This is a genomic window from Wukongibacter baidiensis, from assembly GCF_050888315.1.
GTDB lineage: Bacteria > Bacillota > Clostridia > Peptostreptococcales > Caminicellaceae > Wukongibacter > Wukongibacter baidiensis.
Window position 1 is genome coordinate 5,616,283 of record NZ_CP138202.1, and the last position, 18,307, is coordinate 5,634,589.

The window sequence follows — 18,307 nt, forward strand, 5'->3', positions numbered from 1 at the left end:
TTACTTGCACCCTTTTAAACTTTCCATAAATAATCTGGGATCAAAATTTCTAGCTAATTTCAAATCTTATGTTCTATTTTTACAAAAGGGAGAATAAATATATTTGTAGATTGAGTAAAATTCTTAGATTATTAAGCCAAGATTCTTTATAGAGAATTCAAAACTACTTACATCATTTCAAATTTTCTCTGAAGAATCCGAGCTAAGGGATAAAAAATTATATGTTATTCTATCTATTTATCATATCCCTAAAACACAAGAATCAATGAATATTAAGGAGCGTAGGGGGGCTAGAGATTTGAAAGTATTTGAAAATAATGTATCTACGGTAATAGGAATACCTTGTTCAGATTTAGAATTTAGCCATGAGGTATATGGTGAGGGGTTTTATGTATTCAGAATGAAGATTCCTAGGTTAAGTAACTATGATGATGTTTTACCTATTACAATATCTGAAAGACTAATAGTAAATCTAAATTTTCATGAAGATAAAATCTTTAAAGTTGAGGGGCAGCTAAGATCTTATAATAAAGTTATAGATGGTAGCAATAGATTGATTTTAACAATATTTGCGAGAGATATTGTTGAAGAAAAATTAGAGAATGTAACGAATCCAAACCAAATATTCCTGGATGGGTATATTTGTAAAAAGCCTATTTATAGAACTACTCCATTTGGAAGAGAGATTACTGACATGTTAGTAGCAGTAAATAGGCCCTATAGAAAATCCGACTATATTCCATGTATAGCTTGGGGGAGAAATGCGAGATTTTCTCAGAAAATGAAAGTCGGTGATAGAATAAAGGTTTGGGGTAGAATACAGAGTAGAGAATATCAGAAAAAACTTGATGAAGAAAATGTATTAAAGAAGATAGCATATGAGGTATCTATATCAAAAATGAACGTCTTACCTGAAGAAAACAATAGGTTAGAGGATGAATGATAATTTGACTGTAAATATATAAATCATACTTTTCCTGGTGTATTATCTTATTAATTGAGAAGGGAGAGTATGGTTTTATTTTTTGACATGCAAATAAAATTGAATATTTTGAAAAAATAATCAATTCTGGAGGGTAAAACATAAAATATTGAAAAAAGGAATATAGTTCTATGAGACTTTAGTCTCATTTAGAATAATAAAAACTTGAAAAAATGGCTGAATAGAGTAAAATATTAAATAAGCCCTTACTTTATGGAGGAGAAAATATGTATTATAATTTTATTGTAGGATTCATTCTTCTTGTAATTCTTACATCCATTCAATATTCTCTTAATAAAATAGTAGTTTTACTAAGAGATATTAAGGATATATTATATAGATTAGATAAAGGGAATAAATAGGATATATTTTCCTTTGATTTCCTGGGCAATAGACTAAAATGTTCATAATTCTTAATAAAATATACTGGTTTTTGATAAATCAGTAAAAAAGCTTTAAAAAACTGCTTTTATGTTGTATAATACTATTTGTTCCTAATTTCTCGTTTTGACATTTTTAGGAATTTGAAAAATTTAACTTTTGTAAAAGAAGGGGTTAACATGATTACTACTGTAACTTTAAATCCAGCAATTGATAGATCTTACATAATTAATAATTTTAAAGCAGACAATAAATATAGAGTTGATGATGTGACTGTTACAGTGGGTGGAAAAGGAATAAATGTTGCTAAAACCGCGGCTATACTGGGTCAACGAATAAATGCAACAGGCTTTTTGGGAGGACTCTCGGGAGAATACATCAAAAGAGAGTTGATTAAACTAGGGATTTCTACCTCCTTTGTGAATATTGCTGGTGAATCTCGTAATTTCACGGCTATTATAGATCCTATCAATAATACTGAAACTACAGTTAATGAAAACGGTCCCTTTGTAACAAAGGTAGAATTGACTAGATTTATAAAGGAATATATAAAAATATTGAAATACAGCAAGATTATTATAGCTTCGGGAAGCGTTCCTAAAGGAGTTCCGAAGACAATTTATAGAGATATGGTAAAGATAGCGAAGGATAATAATGTAATACCTATAATAGACGCATCGGGTAAGTATTTAGAAGAAGCTATAAAGGCTAAGCCATATATGATTAAACCTAATATTGATGAGCTTAGGGATTTAGTGGGCTACGATCTGAAGAACGAATTTGAGATCGTACATGAATCAAGATATATATGTAAGCAGGGAGTAGATATAGTAGTAATATCTCTAGGTAGTGAAGGTGCTATATTTGCAACTAAGGATAGAGTTTTTAAAGCTAAGGCACCGACTATTAATTCTGTAAATACAGTGGGATCAGGAGATGCTTTGGTTGCAGGATTTGCAATAGCCATAACTGAGAACTATAGTTTAGAAGAAGCGATAAAATATGGTGTTGCATGTGGTACTGCAAATGCTCTAGAAAAAGAGATTGGTTATGTAGATAAAGATAATGTTAGCCGTCTATATAACGAGACAAAGCTTTTAAGGGTAGAATAGAAAAACGCTAGAAGCGTGATTTATATAATTAAGATAAACTAATCTTTTGAGATTGGTTTATTTTTTTATTCCATTTTTCGAAGAGAAATCTGACCAAAGCTGAAAGGGTTCGATTCCATCATCTTGTTGACAAAGTCAACAAGATGGCAGGCTGTTGAGAAATTTGAAGTCCGAGGCGTGCTGAAAGCAAGAGACCGCAGCGTATATAGACATACGTAAGGGTTCTTGGTTGAAGCAACAACGAAGAAATTCGGGTTTGTCAACAGCCTGAGGGTTCGATGTCCTTTAGTTTTTATTATGAAACTATTTTATTTTATAGTAAAATGTAAAGTAAGGACATACTAAAATTTAGCCTTTTTATAAATGTTAACTCTAAAGGAGTAAAATATAATTAACTTGGAACAGATAAGAAGGAGATAAATATGGAGCTTATTAATATTTCGCAAAATGTTCAACGGATTGCAAAGGCCATTGAAAGCGTTATAAACGTAGATGTTACTATAATAGATGATAAATTGAACAGAATTGCTGCAACTGGTCTATACATAAAAAATATCGGGGACAAGGTAAGTCAAAACACAGCTATGGCCTATACGCTTAGACACGGAGAAAAAATTATTATTGAGGAGCCTAGAGCGCATAAGGCCTGTGAAAAATGTGACGCCAAGAGTGTGTGTCAGGAATATGCTGAGGTGTGTTGTCCAATTAAAGTTAATGGACAGATCAAAGGTGTAATAGGACTTATAGCCTTTGATCAAGATCAAAAAAAATCAATAGTAAGTAATAAAGAGAACCTTTTGGAATTTCTCACAAGAATGTCGGATTTGATTGCTACAAAGTTAATTGAAGAGAAAAAGACCCAAGAAATAAACTTATTAGCAAAAGAATTAGAGGTTTTGCTTGATTCCATTGATATGGGGGTTGTGTCCTTGGATATAAAGGGCAATATTTTACATTACAACTCTAAAGCAATGAATATGTTTGGCATTAAGAACAAAGGTGAATATGTGAGTAATATAAAGGAATTAGTTGATGATTTTGAACTAGAGAGTATTGTGAATAATAAGAAAACCATAAGGAATAGAAAATTTTATTACAACATTAATGGAAATAATCTGAGTGGTATATATAATGCCAATCTAATATTTGTTGAAGAAGAGGTCATTGGTCTTGTTCTTACCTTTAGTAAAATGAATGAAATCATTAATGTTGTAAATGATGTAATGGGCGCAAGTCTAGAAATGACATTTGATGATATCATAGGTAAAAGTACGACCTTAGATCTTGTGAAGAATTTTGCTAGAAGGGCTGCCAAGAGTACTTCTACAATACTAATACAAGGAGAAAGCGGTACTGGAAAGGAACTGTTTGCAAGGGCTATTCACTTTTCAAGCGATAGAAGAAAATATCCTTTTATACCTATAAATTGTGCCGCTATACCGGAAAATTTACTTGAGAGTGAGCTTTTTGGTTATGAAGAGGGTGCTTTCACAGGCGCAAAAAAGGGAGGGAAAACTGGAAAGTTTGAATTAGCTAATAGGGGAACTATTTTTTTAGATGAGATTGGGGACATGCCGCTGCATTTGCAAACAAAGCTACTTAGAGTACTGCAAGAAAATTTGATTGCTCGAATAGGCTGTAGGGGATTTATACCTATTGATGTTAGAATTATAGCTGCCACTAACAAAAAGCTTGACGATATGGTAGGGGATGGTGAATTTAGAGAGGATCTCTATTATAGATTAAATGTAATTCCTCTGTATATTCCTCCACTAAGGGAAAGAAAAGAAGATATTTCTGTCTTAGCAAATAAGTTTGTAGATAAGTTTAATTATAAGTTAAATAAAAACATTCTTGAAATAGATCGAGATGTTATAGAAGTGTTCATGGATTATGGTTGGCCCGGAAACGTAAGGGAACTAGAAAATACTATAGAATATTCGGTTAACATGGCAATGTCCAACTCTATTAGTATTAACGATTTACCAAAACGGATAGGAGTAAGTAAACAGACATCATCTTCAAGCTATTCACAAAGAATAATGCCATTAAAAGAACTAGAAAAGAAAGAGATTATAAAGGCTATGGAAAAATTCGGGAAGAGTAAGAAGGCCATGGAAAAGGCCTCAGAGGCATTAGGCATTAGCAGAGCAACTATTTATAGAAAGATAAAAGAATATGATTTAGATTAAAAAGTTCCATGTTCTAAGCTTTTTTGCATTTAGAACATGGAACTCTTGAATTTTGGACTATATTAAAAAAATCATACTATATAAAACATATAAATAGTGAGCAAATATACCTCCGCACAGACCGCCGATTGTATGGCTCAAAATTGCTCTATTAGCTAATTGTCTTACTCCGAGGGCATCCATCATACCTACATGTGTACTTAGATATCCACTCCAGCACATCCCCATTGCTGTGAAGACTGCTATTTCATTTGCTCCAATAATACCATTTTTTAAGAACTCTGTAACTAATGCTAAAGCTGCCCCAACAGATCCAAGAGATGTAATAGGGAAAGCAATTGCTTCTGCGCTTTTAAATCCAAATAAAGGTTTAAGTATAGGTGAAATAACATTTCCTAGCCTTGGAAGAAGGTTCACTCCTTCAAATGCCACACCTTTATAAATTGCTACACCATTTTCAACTTCGCTTGGACCAAAGGTTAGTATCATAACTATAGTACAAATAAATAATACTCCAGGTATAATAGCAAGACCCATTTCGACGCCGTTTTTTCCGCCTTCTAGTATGGCATCTAGTGCTCTTTCTAATACATTACCAGAACGTATCTCTCTAACCTTATTAAAGCCAGTATCTTTATCTGAAGCTGAAATTTTAATATTATCAGATACATTATAGAATTTCTTAGTATATCGAAGCATAAACTTTACACTGACTATACTTCCAAATACAGCCCCTAAATTACCGATTATAACTGGAACTACAAATTCTGTTCCTTTCCCTTGACTAATCATAAATGTCGTTAATATAAGTCCCATTCCAAAAGCAGTTCCGAGATTGCATAATACAGGAACTTGATGCTTTTCAAAATACTTAATAAACCCTTTGTCCTTTGATAAAGATATTATTGCAGGGTTGTCGGATAAATAAGTCGTTATAGCTCCTATTGATGCAGCCCCAGGAAGTCCATATAAAGGTTTCATAATAGGGGAGATAATCATATTTATAAGAGCGACAAATCCAAATTCCGATAGGAGAGCAGCGAAGGAACCAGCTAATACTGCTATAGCCATTATAAAGAATACAGTGTTTAATAGTAATTCGTGGGCAGTTTTCATTATTACATTAAACATTATTCCAACGCCCATTTCAGAACTTAAATAGGCAAATGATAAAATAATAAATCCTAAAAATACAAAGGTTTCTTTAGAAACAGGTTTTTTTGTTTTGGGGAGTGTATTAGTTGATACAACTCCTTTGTTAACGTTTTCCATAAGCATACCACCTTTAGTCAGTTTTATAGAGCTCATATAGTAAAACTCTACTTATGCATATACATATGCTCAATGATTTAATTGTACAATTTGTTTATATAACTTTCAATTGCCTGATACTAAATTAAAATTTAAATAATTGTAATATTTGATCTTGGTTTAATGGGGGTTTATGGAAAAAATCTGGGATTATGTTGAAATATGCAATTTCTCAATTGACAACTTTATAAATATTAATTAGAATAGTAAAATATAAACGTAAAAAAATTTGGAGGTAATACTATTATGGATATAGAAAAAAAACGAAAAGAGGTTCTATTTAGTAGGGAAGATATTCAGAAGAGAGTAGAAGAATTAGGTAAGCAAATATCTAAAGACTATGAAGGTAAGAATCTTTTAGTTGTTTCATTATTAAAAGGAAGCTTCATTTTTACTGCGGATTTAGTAAGAGAAATCAACATACCTGTTAAAATTGAGTTTATGACTACATCAAGCTATGGTCATTCTGAAGAAAGTTCGGGGAAAGTAAATGTGCTTTATGATATAAAGGGAGACTTAGAAGGCTATGATGTACTAATAGCCGATGATATTGCAGATACTGGTATAACAATGGAATTTGTTATGGATTATCTAAAATCAAAAAATCCAAATAGCGTAAAGAGTTGCGTTCTATTAGATAAACCGTCAAGAAGAAAAGTAGACCTTGAAGCAGATTACGTTGGATTTACTATTCCAGATAAGTTTATCGTTGGTTACGGATTGAATTATGGAGACTACTATAGAAACGTTCCTTATGTTTTTGCTTTTGTAGACTAAATAAAATTAAAATGTTTTAATATAAAAGAGATAGTATCAGTATATAGATACTATCTCTTTTTATATTAGATATAAGACGATTTGCTAAATTATTTATCCTCTTAAATCTTCTAACAATTGTGTCTTATCAGCAGTTTTTTCATCTTTATCCTTTATGATTTTAGCAGGAGCTCCAGCTACAACAACATTTGGAGGTACATCGGCTGTAACTATAGAACCAGCTGCAACAACTGCGTTCTCACCAATTCTAACGCCCTCCAATATAACAGCGTTTGCACCAATCATAACATTATCCTCTACTGTTACAGGATCAGCACTAGGTGGTTCAAGGACACCTGCTAAAACAGCACCCGCACCAACGTGAACATTTTTACCTACTGTTGCTCTTGCGCCTAATACAGCATTCATATCAATCATAGACCCTTCACCAATTTCAGAACCTATGTTTATAACTGCTCCCATCATTATAACAGCATTTTTTCCTATTTTAACTCGATCTCTAATAAATGCACCAGGTTCTATTCTTGCTTCGATATTTTTTAGGTCTAATAAAGGAATAGCAGAGTTTCTTCTATCGTTTTCAAGAACAACATCTTCTATGATGGAACTGTTTTTCTCTATAAAGTTAGCTACATCAGTACTCTCACCAAATAGAATCCAGAAGTTTTCACCACCAAAGATTTTTATACTTTCATCTTCGATAGAATCTAGACTTCCCTTGACATATGCCTTTACAGGAGTAGACTTCTTCGCATTCTTGATAAATTTCGCAATCTCATATGGATTAGTTAGATCATAAGTATTTGTTTCCTTCGTCATTTGTTAAATCAATCCTTTCTTAAGTTAAGTAATTAAATCACTATACTATTATTTACTATTTTAATATATCATCCATATTATATAAACCATTTTCTTTAGAAGTCAGAAATTTTGCCGCTTTTATAGCACCAGAGGCAAAAACCTTCCTTGACATAGCTGTATGTTTGATCTCAATAACTTCATCGGGTCCAGCGTAGATAACAGTATGTTCTCCAACAATAGTTCCGCCTCGTACAGCATGGATTCCAATTTCTGAGCTTTGACGTTTTGCCGCTCTTCCATATCTTCCGTAGTTATAATCTTTGCTTCCTGACAGCTCTTCATTAATGGCCTCAGCGATCATATATGCAGTTCCGCTTGGAGCGTCAACCTTTCTATTATGATGCTTCTCAATGATTTCGATATCAAAATTATCTGCTAGGATTTTTGCAGCCTTTTTAGCTAAATCCATTATAAGATTAACACCTAAAGACATATTACCTGACCTAAAAAGAGGAACCTTTTTAGATGCTGTGTTAATCTTTTCAACTAAAGATTCATCTAATCCAGTTGTACAGATAACTGCAGGGGTATTTGTTTTAACACAATAATCAACTAGGCCAGATACTACTGAATGATGAGAAAAATCTATTATAACGTCTGCTTTAATATTACAATTATTGAAATCAGCGAAAACGGGATAATTATATGGACATGCTTCTGAGCTATCAATGCCTGCTACAACTTCCATTTCTGGATTTTCGGATATTAGATCAGTAAGCACATGCCCCATCTTACCATTAGATCCGCAAAGTATTACCTTTATCAAAATTATCCCTCCTATTTAAGTAGTCCATATTCTTTCATTCTAGCCTTAAGGATTTCAAGGTTTTCATCAGACATATCAACTAAAGGAAGTCTAAGATTACCCATTTCAAAGCCCATTAGATTCATGGCTGTTTTAACCGGTATAGGATTTACCTCTAGGAAAAGGGAATCGATTAGAGGCTTCATTTTTAGCTGAAGGTCGCAAGATCCTTTTACATCACCATCAATAAATTTTTGAACTAAATCATGGGTATCCTTAGGAGCAATATTAGCTACTACTGAGATTACTCCATCACCTCTAAGTGACATAAGGGGAACAATCATATCGTCGTTTCCAGAATAAATGTAAAAATCCTCTGGAACTAGTCTTGCCATTTCTGCAACTTGAGCGATATTACCGCTGGCTTCCTTTATTGCGCAGATATTTGGATGCTTAGATAGTTCTCCTAAGGTTGAAGGAAGCAGGTTTACTCCTGTTCTACCAGGCACATTATATAAAACAATTGGAATATTAACAGCATCAGCAATTGCAGTAAAGTGAGCAATCAAACCTCTTTGAGTAGTTTTGTTATAGTATGGAGTAACATGTAACAAGCCATCAGCTCCAACTTTCTCTGAATATTGACTCATCTCAATAGCATGGGCAGTATTATTACTTCCAGCCCCAGCGATAACAAGTATTCTCTTATTTACTTTCTCTACTGTGAATCGAATAACTTCCTTTTGTTCTGCGTCTGTCATTGTAGATGGTTCTCCAGTGGTTCCGCAGATAATTATGGCATCAGTACCTTGTTCTATATGCCACTCAAGCATTTCTTCAAGCTTATCATAGTTTACTTTATCCCCGTTATATGGAGTAACCAATGCAACCCCTGAGCCTCTAAATAAATTCATACTCAAACAAATCATCCTTTCATACAAAATTTTATAGTAAATATTATTTAACAATTTAACTTTTTTTAGCAAAAATAAAAACAGTCAAGAGCAAAAAGCGCTATTGACTGTTTGGAAGTCAGCTAAGTTCCTTTTTGCCCTGTGTGAAATAGCACTCCATCAAAAGACTGGGCTTTCAATTGACGACAGTACTATACTTGTTCAGTATAGTCCCAACACATATCCTTGGGGAAAGACATATGCTTCGGCAGCTGTACCTTTCCAACAGAGATTAATTCCCCTGATGTTCATCTGAAGTACTCTTTACAAACTGCGGCCTCTAGATCACAACCAACGTAATTCTGTATTTGTTTTTTTATCATTTTTCTTTTGAATACTAAATAAATATTAAAGGTCTTTTACTAATTCTTCTGCAATTTGAACAGCATTGGTTGCTGCACCTTTTCTAATATTATCAGCAACAACCCAAAAATTCAAGCCATTTTCGATACTAAAATCTCTTCTTATCCTACCAACGTATACTAGATCAGTTCCTCTGGCGTTTGTAGCAAGAGGATAAACGTTGTTTTCTGGATCATCTTGTAGTACGATTCCAGGACTTGATTTAAATAAACTCTTTATATCATTAACTTCAAATTCGTTCTCAAACTCAAGATTTATTGCTTCACTATGACAATCATATAAAGGAACCCTAACAGTAGTAGCAGTTATCTTTATGTCATAGTCATTCAATATCTTTTGCGTTTCATTTATCATTTTCATTTCCTCTTTAGTATATCCATTTTCCATAAAGATGTCTATATGAGGAAGACAATTATTTGCTATAGGATGAGGATAGGCATTCTTTAAATCGTTACCCTTTAAGCCCTCTTCTAAATCCTTTATACCCTTTACACCAGAACCAGAAACTGCTTGATAAGTAGAGTAAATAACTCTTTTAACTTTGTACTTATCATGTAAAGGTTTTAAAGCAACCACTGCTTGAATCGTTGAACAGTTAGGATTTGCAATAATTCCTTTATGTGATTTGATGGCTTCTGGATTAACCTCAGGAACAACTAATGGAACATCCTTTTCCATTCTCCAAGCACTACTATTGTCTACTACGACTACTCCTTTTGAAGCAGCTATTGGGGCAAACTTTTTGCTTGTATCCCCACCGGCAGAAAAAAGAGCTATGTCTATGTCCCTATCAAATGAGTCTTCCTTTAGCTCTTCAACGGTATATTCGATACCCTTACACTTTACCTTTTGGCCTGCAGACTTTGATGATGCAAAGACATATAGGTTTTCATATGGAAAGTCTCTTTCTTCTAAAACCTTTAAAAAAGTTCTTCCAACCATTCCTGTTGCGCCAACAACGGCTATATTTGCTTTTCTCAAAATAAAACCTCCCATTCTCCACTTAAAATAAAAGTCTACGCCAGTTGTAACAAAACTGTAGGATTGTACATACATTATTCTATGATAATTCATCGGTTAAATATATAATATGCCCAAAGAATAATGATTGTTACATCTTATATTTATTAAAAAATACTTAAAAAAATACAGAGACCTTTTATATAGAACAGCAAAAAGAAAAAATGCTTTCTTCCTTCCTTGTACCTAAATTATATATATGGTAACACTTGTCAGAGGGGATGTCAACAAAAAAGTCTATTATAAATATAAAGATTCTTATGGCAGATTTTTTCAAGCATGAAGCCAAAATTATATTTATTCATAAGTTAAAATTTCTTAAGAAAATTCGTGGTTTTAACTTGAAAAAAATAATATAAAGATATAGTATATCAAAGAATACTTATTATATAATCATAAATATAGTTTTATATAAATATACGTGATAAATTTTACAGATCCTAAATAAAATCAAACTTTGTAGAGGTGAGATTATGATTAAACTGGACAAAGATATACGAGATATATCGCAATCAATAATTAAAGCAAGAAGGGATTTACATCAAATACCTGAACTAGGATTTAAGGAATATAAGACAAACGAATATATCACTAATTTTTTAAAAAAACTAGAAATAGATAACATTGAAAAGACTGCTGGAACTGGAGTGATGGTCTATTTTAAGGGGAGTGAAGGGAATAAAACCATTGCCTTTAGAGCCGATATCGATGCATTGCCAATAAGCGAGAGAACGGATGTGGAATACTCATCACAGCACAATGGGATGATGCATGCTTGTGGGCACGACGGTCATACTGCTATATTACTAGGTTTTGCTATGTATTTATCCCAGAATAGAGCAAAGATTAAAGATAATATACTTTTGATTTTCCAACCTGCCGAGGAGGGACCAGGTGGTGCAGAGATCATCGTAAAGGAAGGAGTCTTTAAGAGATACAATGTAGACTCGATATATGGACTTCATCTATATCCGGATGTTATGGAAGGAAAGGTAGGATTAAAGTCAGGACCTATAATGGCGCAAACCGGAGAGTTTGATATACATATAAAAGGGAAGAGTGGCCATGGTGCGATGCCGCACAATAGCAAGGATTCCATAGTAATAGCATCAGAACTTATAAACTCAATACATCATATAATAAGTAGAAACGTAGATCCCGTAGAACCGGCTGTTATAACTATAGGAAGGATTGAAGGTGGAGAAAGAAGAAATGTTATAGCAGGTGAAGTTGTTATGGAAGGAACTATGAGAGCCTTTAATGAGTCGATATATAAAAAAATGAAGAGAAAAATGAAAATAGTCTCTAAAAGCTTAGCAATGGCGCATGATTGCGAAATAGATGTTGTCTTTAGAGATATGTACCCATTTGTAGATAATGACAAGAAGTTGGTAGATAATTTTATTGCTGCAATTGGTGAAGAGCATATCGAAATAGTTAAACCACAAATGACTGCCGAAGACTTTTCTTACTATCAAAGGGCAGTTCCAGGATTATTTTTCTTTTTAGGTGTGAGGAACGAAGAAAAAGGGTATGTTTATTCTCTTCATAATTCTAAATTCAATTTTAACGAAGATGTCCTGGCTGCAGGAGTGCAAATATATGTAAGTACACTGATTCATAATAATTCTTTGGAAGAGTAGTTATAGAGGTGATTTTATGAAAAAAGGAAAGGTTAGTATTTTAGAAACGAATATTCTTTACTTAGTTGCAGCGCTGCTACTAGTTACAATTGGTGCCTATGCCCAAAGTACAAATATCAAGCTTGGTCTAATAATTACGGAGTATATTCTAGTACTATTACCTGTTATTATTTTCCTTAAAGTAAAGGGCATAGGGATAAGAAAGTTTTTGAGATTTAACAAAATAAGAGTAAAACATGGTCTGGTTGTTGTATTAGTAACATTGCTAAGTTATCCTATAGCCGCCTTTGCTAATGTGATAGTGTTGTCTATTCTAAGTTTTCTTGGCCTAGATATTATACCATCGCCAGTACCAGTGGCAGAAAACTTTAGTGAATATATAGTGCTTTTCTTTATTATTGCAATTTCAGCAGGAATATGTGAAGAAGTACTTTTTAGAGGTCTATTGTTGAGGGTTTATGAAGAAAAATATAAAATGGTAGGTATAGTAACCACTGCAGTGATGTTTGGTGTATTCCACTTTAACCTACAAAACTTAGCTGCACCGATAGTCTTAGGATTAGTTTTTGGGTACTTGGTGCATATAACTGACTCGATATACGCAGGTATAATAGGTCATATCACTAATAATGGTATAGCGGTCACCCTGATGTATGGATTGACTATTTTATATGAGAAATTAGGCCAATACGGTAATTTTGCACCAGATAAAAATACAATGCCAACCACTGGACAATTAATTGCCGCTACAGTACTCTTAGGAGTTATAGCAACTGCTTCAGGAACTCTTGCATTTTTACTCATAAGATACTTGAAGAGAGACATTGATAGTAACCTACTTGATAATCAGGATGATTATTATGAATATGAAAACTCCAATATAGATATTGACAGTTTTTATGAAAAGAATATGGATAATCAAATTGACCAGCAAAAAGAAGAGGGTTATAGATTTATAAGATTCATTCCTGTGGGGATTGTGTGTGTTATGTATATCTTTTTTTCTTATCTACAGTTTTCTTGGTAAGCATACAAATGTGGAGATGATACAGGAGAATATATGAATAAAAAAAAACACCCCGAAATATCGTCCTTTCAAGGTGTTAACTTAAATATATATTGTACAATATATATTTAAAGGGGGAGTGGGAAACAACATAACAACCATAAAAAAGAATAGCATTAAAATAGTGAAATATCAACAAAAAAAGATAAATATTACAAAAGTTTAAGAAATAATTGTTATTTTATGTATAAAAGTCAACCCCTTACTCAATAATACTTGTGAGGGGAGTGATAAATTTGTCAAAAAAAAATCGAGACAAAAACAAAAAATTTAAAATTGAAACAATAGAAGATAAATGGAAGTATGAAATTGCATCTGAATTAGGACTTCTAGATAAGGTTATGAGTGATGGCTGGGGAGGATTAACAGCCAAGGAAACCGGTAGAATCGGAGGTCTAATAACAGTAAGGAAAAAGAAAATGAAAAAAATGCAGGAACAAGAACAAGTACAGCAAGAGGGATAGAGTTTTCTATCCCTCATCTTGTTGACAAAGTCAACAAGATGATAGACTGTTGAGGAATCTGAAGTTCGAGGCGTGATGAAAGCAAGAGACCGCAGCGTATACAGACATACGTAAGGGTTCTTGGTTGAAGCAACAACGAAGAAATTCGGATTTATCAACAGTCTAAGGGATAGAGCTTTCTATCTCTTTTTTTATTTACCTCTTTTGCTTTAGATAGGTTTTGTGTATAATTTAAGAATCGATGAATAATCTAGGTGAAAGGTAAGAAGGGATAAAGATGGAAGCTTATAGTGGATTTGCTAAGGTTTATGATTTTCTAATGAGGGATGTCGACTATGATAGTTGGGTTGACTACATAGAAAAAATTTTTGGTAGAGAGGGATCAAGACCTAAAACTATTTTGGAACTTGCATGTGGTACCGGTAATATAACAAATAGGCTATCAAAAAGAGGGTATGACATGATTGGTATCGATATATCAAGTGAAATGTTAACCTTTGCTAAGGACAAAGCACATGCTATTGGGCAGGATGTTAGATATATTAATCAGGATATGAGAGATTTGAACTATTCAAAGCAGGTAGATGCTATAGTCTGTCTATGTGATGGATTTAACTATATCCTAGAGGAGGACGATTTAGCATCAATATTTGATAAGGTATATTCTTTACTTCAGGATGAAGGGATCTTTATTTTTGACATAAGTTCTTATTACAAGCTCTCTAAAATTCTTGGAAACAATGTTTATGGAGAAAATTATGAAGATGTGTCATACTTATGGCAAAACTATTTTGATGATGACTCAGATATATGTGAATTGGACCTGACTATCTTCACTAGAGATGGAGAATTATTTGCAAGGCATCAAGAATGTCACTACCAGAGAGCCTACAGGAGAGAAATGGTTATAGAACTTTTGCAAAGTGTCGGGTTTGAAGATATAGACATCTATAATGCCTTTACCTTTGAAGATTTCCAATATACCGATGAAAGAATATGTTTTGTATGTAAAAAAAGTAACTCATAAAGATTGCTGAAATTGATTTTTTCTACAGATATAATGGAAATTACATATATACATAATTGTAAAAAGTTCCTATTGGTTTAAAAAAATAGAAAAATAATCAATAAATTATGTATAATATTTAGAAGTTTTGAGTATTCTAATAATAAAGGTTTTTTAGCTAATTGTTTGACACTGCAAATGGCCTGTGTTAAAATTAGTATGAGCTAGCTTAATTAAATCTAATTTTTGGAAGTTTTAGGAGGATTGATTGTTTCATGAAAGGTAAAGTAAAATGGTTTAACGGAGAAAAAGGATACGGATTTATCACTGCTGAAGATGGAAATGACGTATTCGTTCATTATTCTGCAATTCTTGGAGATGGATTCAAGACTTTAGAAGAAGACCAAGAAGTTGAATTTGATGTTGTTGATGGTGACAAAGGACCTCAAGCAACTCAAGTTACTAAGCTTTAATTTATAGATAATTAATAAGCTTATCGGCCCTGACTAGTTCAGGGCTTTATTGTTGCGTTTTTGACCTAAATAGAATCACAGATCTAGACAAAAACTTCATTTTGATTTCTCAAATATAGATATGAAAGCAACCTTTATTCATTAAAATTTAATTAGCGGATTGTATAATAAGAGTAAATATTTTAATGATATTTGAGAAATCAAAATGTTACCCTGGATTAACCAGGGTTAATAAAATATTTTGTATTACTAGAGGGAAAAATATAAAGTGAAAGAGCTGATTTTTATCAGCTTTTAACATAGCAAAGATATAGAGATTCCAGTCAAAACTTTAATTTATACACATCAAAAATTCCCGGAAACATCGGATATTTTGATATATATAAGTTAAGGTTTATTTGGAACTCTTTATAGTTGGAGGGATTACTTTGAAAAATTATATAGTACGAGGACTTGCTGCTAATAAGAGCATAAGATTATTTGCTGCGGTAACAACGGATATGGTTGAAAAGGCTAGAGAAATACATGACACAACCCCTGTTGCTACTGCAGCTTTAGGTAGAACAATAACTGCTGCATCTATTATGGGATATATGCTCAAGGGTGAAAAGGACAAGGTGACCTTACAAATTAGAGGTTCTAATAAAATAAAGTCTATTGTGGCAGTTGCTGATTCTAAAGGATCTGTAAAGGGTTATATTTCCCACCCTCATATAGATGTAACCTTAAATGAAAAGGGGAAACTAGATGTAGGCGGTGCTGTAGGGAAAAATGGTAAGATGATAATTGCAAAAGATCTAGGTCTTAAGGAACCATATGTAGGACAGTCAAACTTAATAACTGGTGAAATAGGAGAAGATCTGGCTGCATATTATATGTATTCAGAACAGCAACCATCTGTTGTATCACTAGGAGTACTACTGGACGTAGACGGCTGCGTAAAGGCTTCAGGTGGGTTTATTATTCAGCCATTACCCGATGTAGATGAAGAAACCCTAATTAAACTTGAAGAGGCAATCAAGGATATTCCGTCTACATCTTCTATGGTAGATGAAGGGATGACAGGAGAAGAAATATTAAGAGCTATACTAAAGGACTTTGATGTTGATATAATTGAAAAAACTGAGATAGATTTTGTTTGCGATTGTTCAGTGGACAAGATTGAAAAGGCTTTACTTAGTATAGGTGAAAAAGAACTCAGATCTTTAATAGAGGAAGATGGCAAAGCAGAAATAAAGTGCCACTTTTGCAATAAAAAATATTTATTCAACGAAGAAGACCTTACTGGATTATTAAATGAAGCTTTAGGCCATAAGTAGGTATATAACTCAGATTGTTCAATGTAACGTTGAATAATCTGAGTTATTAAAGTTTATGTTGGACATTGATACACTTATAAGGAAATCAAAGAATCACTTGACAATAAGTTTAAAATGTTGTATTATAATATTTGTCAGCTCAATAATAAGGGCGCATAGCTCAGCTGGGAGAGCACCTGCCTTACAAGCAGGGGGTCACAGGTTCAAGTCCTGTTGCGCCCACCAAATTATTTGATGCTAGACAAGTAAAGTATATTTAAAATACGGTCCAGTAGTTCAGTTGGCTAGAACGCTAGCCTGTCACGCTAGAGGTCGAGGGTTCGAGTCCCTTCTGGATCGCCAAATATGCCCAGATAGCTCAGTCGGTAGAGCAGGGGACTGAAAATCCCCGTGTCGGTGGTTCGATTCCGCCTCTGGGCACCATGTGCGGTAGTGGCTCAGTGGTAGAGCATCGCCTTGCCAAGGCGAGGGTCGAGGGTTCAAATCCCTTCTACCGCTCCAATTAATTAAATAAGGCGGCATAGCCAAGTGGTAAGGCAGAGGTCTGCAAAACCTTTATTCCCCAGTTCAAATCTGGGTGCCGCCTCCATTGACAACAAAGTCATCCAAAGGGATGTCTTTTTTTTATGTTATGATAGAAACTATAAAAGGAATTGAATGAACGGTTAGTGTAATAATATAGAGATTCCAGTGTAAGTATTAACTTATATACATCCAAAATTCCGAAAAACATTGGATATTTTGATAGGTATCAATTAAGCTTCGTTAGGACCCCTTTATAATAGTAAACACGTGACTAAAAAGTAGGTGAACTGATGCAATGGATAGTTTTATTGAAACACCTTTTTTGCCTAAGGGAAAAGTAAAAACTGTTGTAGTAGACAAGAGAGTTGCAAAATGTATTCAGAATAAAATACGAGCTAAAGGTATAAATATTATTGAGGCTCCTTATTGCAAGGACTTGTATGAAGCGGTTTCGGCACATCCTGATATGCTAATGCATCATATTGGAGGAGATGAAATCGTCGTTGCTCCTAATATATATTTTCAGGCTAAGGAAAAATTTAAGATGTTGAATTTGAAAATAATTAAGGGTGATACTACACTAAAAAGTTCCTATCCAGATAATATTGCATATAATGTAGGGAGGATAGGGAGATTTGCCATACACAACTTCAAATACACCGATAAAAAAATAATAGAAAAACTTGAACAGAAGAAAGTTGAATCTATAAATGTAAAGCAAGGATATTCAAAATGCTCTATTTGTGTAGTAAATGAAAGAGCTATAATAACTTCCGATAAAGGAATAGCAAAAAAAATAGGGAAGTATGATATAGATGTACTGCTTATCGAAAGCGGATATATTGAGTTGCCGGGGCTGAACTATGGATTTATAGGTGGAGCTTCTGGATTAATTTCAAGTAATAAACTACTCTTTTGTGGAAATACTAAAAAACATCCCGATTTTGAAAAAATAAAAAAATTTCTTGAAAAATATTCGGTGACCTATGATTGTGTTGGAGAAAAAAAGCTTATAGATATAGGTTCGATAATACCAATAACTGAAAAACTTTGATAGAGATTCCAGTCGAAACTTCAATTTATATATATCCAAATATTTGAGTTTTTGTAAGTT

17 protein-coding genes, 5 tRNA genes and 1 riboswitch are annotated in these 18,307 nt (G+C 33.3%); of the genes, 17 read left to right on the forward strand and 5 right to left on the reverse strand.

Features of this window, described 5'->3' with window-relative positions:
• Nucleotides 1–298 precede the first annotated feature (298 nt).
• The 4 genes from R9X47_RS25380 to R9X47_RS25395 all read left to right on the forward strand — a co-directional run bounded on the left by R9X47_RS25380 (nucleotide 299) and on the right by R9X47_RS25395 (nucleotide 4,667).
• A complete protein-coding gene (locus tag R9X47_RS25380; RefSeq protein WP_432663912.1) occupies nucleotides 299–943 on the forward strand; it encodes a single-stranded DNA-binding protein in 645 nt (214 codons plus the stop codon).
• A 266-nt stretch (nucleotides 944–1,209) separates the two neighbouring features.
• Entirely contained in the window at nucleotides 1,210–1,344 is a 135-nt protein-coding gene (locus tag R9X47_RS25385) for a hypothetical protein (RefSeq protein WP_432663913.1), read from the forward strand.
• A gap of 198 nt (nucleotides 1,345–1,542) precedes the next feature.
• The gene (gene pfkB / locus R9X47_RS25390) at nucleotides 1,543–2,475 is read left to right on the forward strand and encodes a 1-phosphofructokinase (protein ID WP_432663914.1); all 933 of its coding nucleotides are present in this window, start codon (nucleotides 1,543–1,545) and stop codon (nucleotides 2,473–2,475) included.
• 422 nt (nucleotides 2,476–2,897) lie between these two features.
• Nucleotides 2,898–4,667: a sigma-54-dependent Fis family transcriptional regulator gene (locus R9X47_RS25395; RefSeq protein WP_432663915.1), complete on the forward strand. Its 1,770-nt coding sequence runs from the start codon at nucleotides 2,898–2,900 to the stop codon at nucleotides 4,665–4,667.
• Between the two features lie 57 nt (nucleotides 4,668–4,724).
• Here the strand turns inward: R9X47_RS25395 and R9X47_RS25400 are convergent, their stop codons facing one another.
• Complete coding sequence (locus R9X47_RS25400) at nucleotides 4,725–5,939, reverse strand: CD0519/CD1768 family membrane protein (RefSeq protein WP_432663916.1); 1,215 nt, start codon at nucleotides 5,937–5,939, stop codon at nucleotides 4,725–4,727.
• Nucleotides 5,940–6,230: 291 nt separating this feature from the next.
• On the opposite strand from R9X47_RS25400, the gene hpt reads away from it, so the two are divergent.
• Nucleotides 6,231–6,755 carry a hypoxanthine phosphoribosyltransferase gene (gene hpt, locus R9X47_RS25405; RefSeq protein WP_432667695.1) on the forward strand — a complete coding sequence of 175 codons (525 nt, stop codon included), beginning with the start codon at nucleotides 6,231–6,233 and terminating at the stop codon, nucleotides 6,753–6,755.
• Between the two features lie 93 nt (nucleotides 6,756–6,848).
• On the opposite strand, the gene dapD is transcribed toward hpt, so the two are convergent.
• From dapD to R9X47_RS25425, 4 genes are all read right to left on the reverse strand, one after another.
• Nucleotides 6,849–7,574: a 2,3,4,5-tetrahydropyridine-2,6-dicarboxylate N-acetyltransferase gene (gene dapD / locus R9X47_RS25410; protein ID WP_432663917.1), complete on the reverse strand. Its 726-nt coding sequence runs from the start codon at nucleotides 7,572–7,574 to the stop codon at nucleotides 6,849–6,851.
• Nucleotides 7,575–7,629: 55 nt separating this feature from the next.
• Nucleotides 7,630–8,382 (reverse strand): 4-hydroxy-tetrahydrodipicolinate reductase, encoded by a 753-nt coding sequence (dapB, locus tag R9X47_RS25415; RefSeq protein WP_432663918.1) that lies wholly within the window; start codon nucleotides 8,380–8,382, stop codon nucleotides 7,630–7,632.
• Between the two features lie 11 nt (nucleotides 8,383–8,393).
• The gene (dapA, locus tag R9X47_RS25420) at nucleotides 8,394–9,281 is read right to left on the reverse strand and encodes a 4-hydroxy-tetrahydrodipicolinate synthase (protein ID WP_432663919.1); all 888 of its coding nucleotides are present in this window, start codon (nucleotides 9,279–9,281) and stop codon (nucleotides 8,394–8,396) included.
• 135 nt (nucleotides 9,282–9,416) lie between these two features.
• Nucleotides 9,417–9,605: riboswitch (Lysine riboswitch) on the reverse strand.
• A 57-nt stretch (nucleotides 9,606–9,662) separates the two neighbouring features.
• Nucleotides 9,663–10,658 (reverse strand): aspartate-semialdehyde dehydrogenase, encoded by a 996-nt coding sequence (locus R9X47_RS25425; RefSeq protein ID WP_432663920.1) that lies wholly within the window; start codon nucleotides 10,656–10,658, stop codon nucleotides 9,663–9,665.
• Nucleotides 10,659–11,170: 512 nt separating this feature from the next.
• Between R9X47_RS25425 and R9X47_RS25430 the strand changes: the two genes are divergently transcribed.
• From R9X47_RS25430 to R9X47_RS25485, 12 genes are all read left to right on the forward strand, one after another.
• Nucleotides 11,171–12,340, forward strand: a complete 1,170-nt coding sequence (locus R9X47_RS25430) for a M20 metallopeptidase family protein (protein ID WP_432663921.1) — start codon at nucleotides 11,171–11,173, stop codon at nucleotides 12,338–12,340.
• 16 nt (nucleotides 12,341–12,356) lie between these two features.
• Nucleotides 12,357–13,367, forward strand: coding sequence for a CPBP family glutamic-type intramembrane protease (locus tag R9X47_RS25435; protein ID WP_432663922.1), 1,011 nt, complete (start codon nucleotides 12,357–12,359; stop codon nucleotides 13,365–13,367).
• 275 nt (nucleotides 13,368–13,642) lie between these two features.
• A complete protein-coding gene (locus R9X47_RS25440; RefSeq protein WP_432663923.1) occupies nucleotides 13,643–13,870 on the forward strand; it encodes a small, acid-soluble spore protein, alpha/beta type in 228 nt (75 codons plus the stop codon).
• A gap of 277 nt (nucleotides 13,871–14,147) precedes the next feature.
• Nucleotides 14,148–14,897 (forward strand): class I SAM-dependent DNA methyltransferase, encoded by a 750-nt coding sequence (locus R9X47_RS25445; protein ID WP_432663924.1) that lies wholly within the window; start codon nucleotides 14,148–14,150, stop codon nucleotides 14,895–14,897.
• 254 nt (nucleotides 14,898–15,151) lie between these two features.
• Nucleotides 15,152–15,349 (forward strand): cold shock domain-containing protein, encoded by a 198-nt coding sequence (locus R9X47_RS25450; protein WP_432663925.1) that lies wholly within the window; start codon nucleotides 15,152–15,154, stop codon nucleotides 15,347–15,349.
• Nucleotides 15,350–15,777: 428 nt separating this feature from the next.
• Nucleotides 15,778–16,668, forward strand: coding sequence for an Hsp33 family molecular chaperone HslO (hslO, locus tag R9X47_RS25455; RefSeq protein WP_432663926.1), 891 nt, complete (start codon nucleotides 15,778–15,780; stop codon nucleotides 16,666–16,668).
• A 149-nt stretch (nucleotides 16,669–16,817) separates the two neighbouring features.
• Nucleotides 16,818–16,893, forward strand: a tRNA-Val gene (locus tag R9X47_RS25460).
• Nucleotides 16,894–16,933: 40 nt separating this feature from the next.
• Nucleotides 16,934–17,010, forward strand: a tRNA-Asp gene (locus tag R9X47_RS25465).
• Nucleotides 17,011–17,015: 5 nt separating this feature from the next.
• Nucleotides 17,016–17,091 (forward strand) — tRNA-Phe (locus R9X47_RS25470).
• A 3-nt stretch (nucleotides 17,092–17,094) separates the two neighbouring features.
• Nucleotides 17,095–17,169 (forward strand) — tRNA-Gly (locus R9X47_RS25475).
• 13 nt (nucleotides 17,170–17,182) lie between these two features.
• Nucleotides 17,183–17,257: transfer RNA gene (locus R9X47_RS25480), tRNA-Cys, on the forward strand.
• Between the two features lie 231 nt (nucleotides 17,258–17,488).
• On the forward strand, nucleotides 17,489–18,247 hold the full coding sequence (locus R9X47_RS25485; protein ID WP_432663927.1) for a DUF6873 family GME fold protein: 759 nt from the start codon (nucleotides 17,489–17,491) through the stop codon (nucleotides 18,245–18,247).
• Nucleotides 18,248–18,307: the final 60 nt, after the last annotated feature.

Coding starts and splice junctions, on each gene's coding strand:
- pfkB (WP_432663914.1), top strand. CDS start 1,543: ATGATTACTACTGTAACTTTAAATCCAGCAATTGATAGATCTTACATA.
- dapD (WP_432663917.1), bottom strand. CDS start 7,574: ATGACGAAGGAAACAAATACTTATGATCTAACTAATCCATATGAGATT.
- R9X47_RS25450 (WP_432663925.1), top strand. CDS start 15,152: ATGAAAGGTAAAGTAAAATGGTTTAACGGAGAAAAAGGATACGGATTT.
- R9X47_RS25385 (WP_432663913.1), top strand. CDS start 1,210: ATGTATTATAATTTTATTGTAGGATTCATTCTTCTTGTAATTCTTACA.
- R9X47_RS25400 (WP_432663916.1), bottom strand. CDS start 5,939: ATGGAAAACGTTAACAAAGGAGTTGTATCAACTAATACACTCCCCAAA.
- R9X47_RS25485 (WP_432663927.1), top strand. CDS start 17,489: ATGGATAGTTTTATTGAAACACCTTTTTTGCCTAAGGGAAAAGTAAAA.
- R9X47_RS25430 (WP_432663921.1), top strand. CDS start 11,171: ATGATTAAACTGGACAAAGATATACGAGATATATCGCAATCAATAATT.
- R9X47_RS25395 (WP_432663915.1), top strand. CDS start 2,898: ATGGAGCTTATTAATATTTCGCAAAATGTTCAACGGATTGCAAAGGCC.
- R9X47_RS25435 (WP_432663922.1), top strand. CDS start 12,357: ATGAAAAAAGGAAAGGTTAGTATTTTAGAAACGAATATTCTTTACTTA.
- R9X47_RS25445 (WP_432663924.1), top strand. CDS start 14,148: ATGGAAGCTTATAGTGGATTTGCTAAGGTTTATGATTTTCTAATGAGG.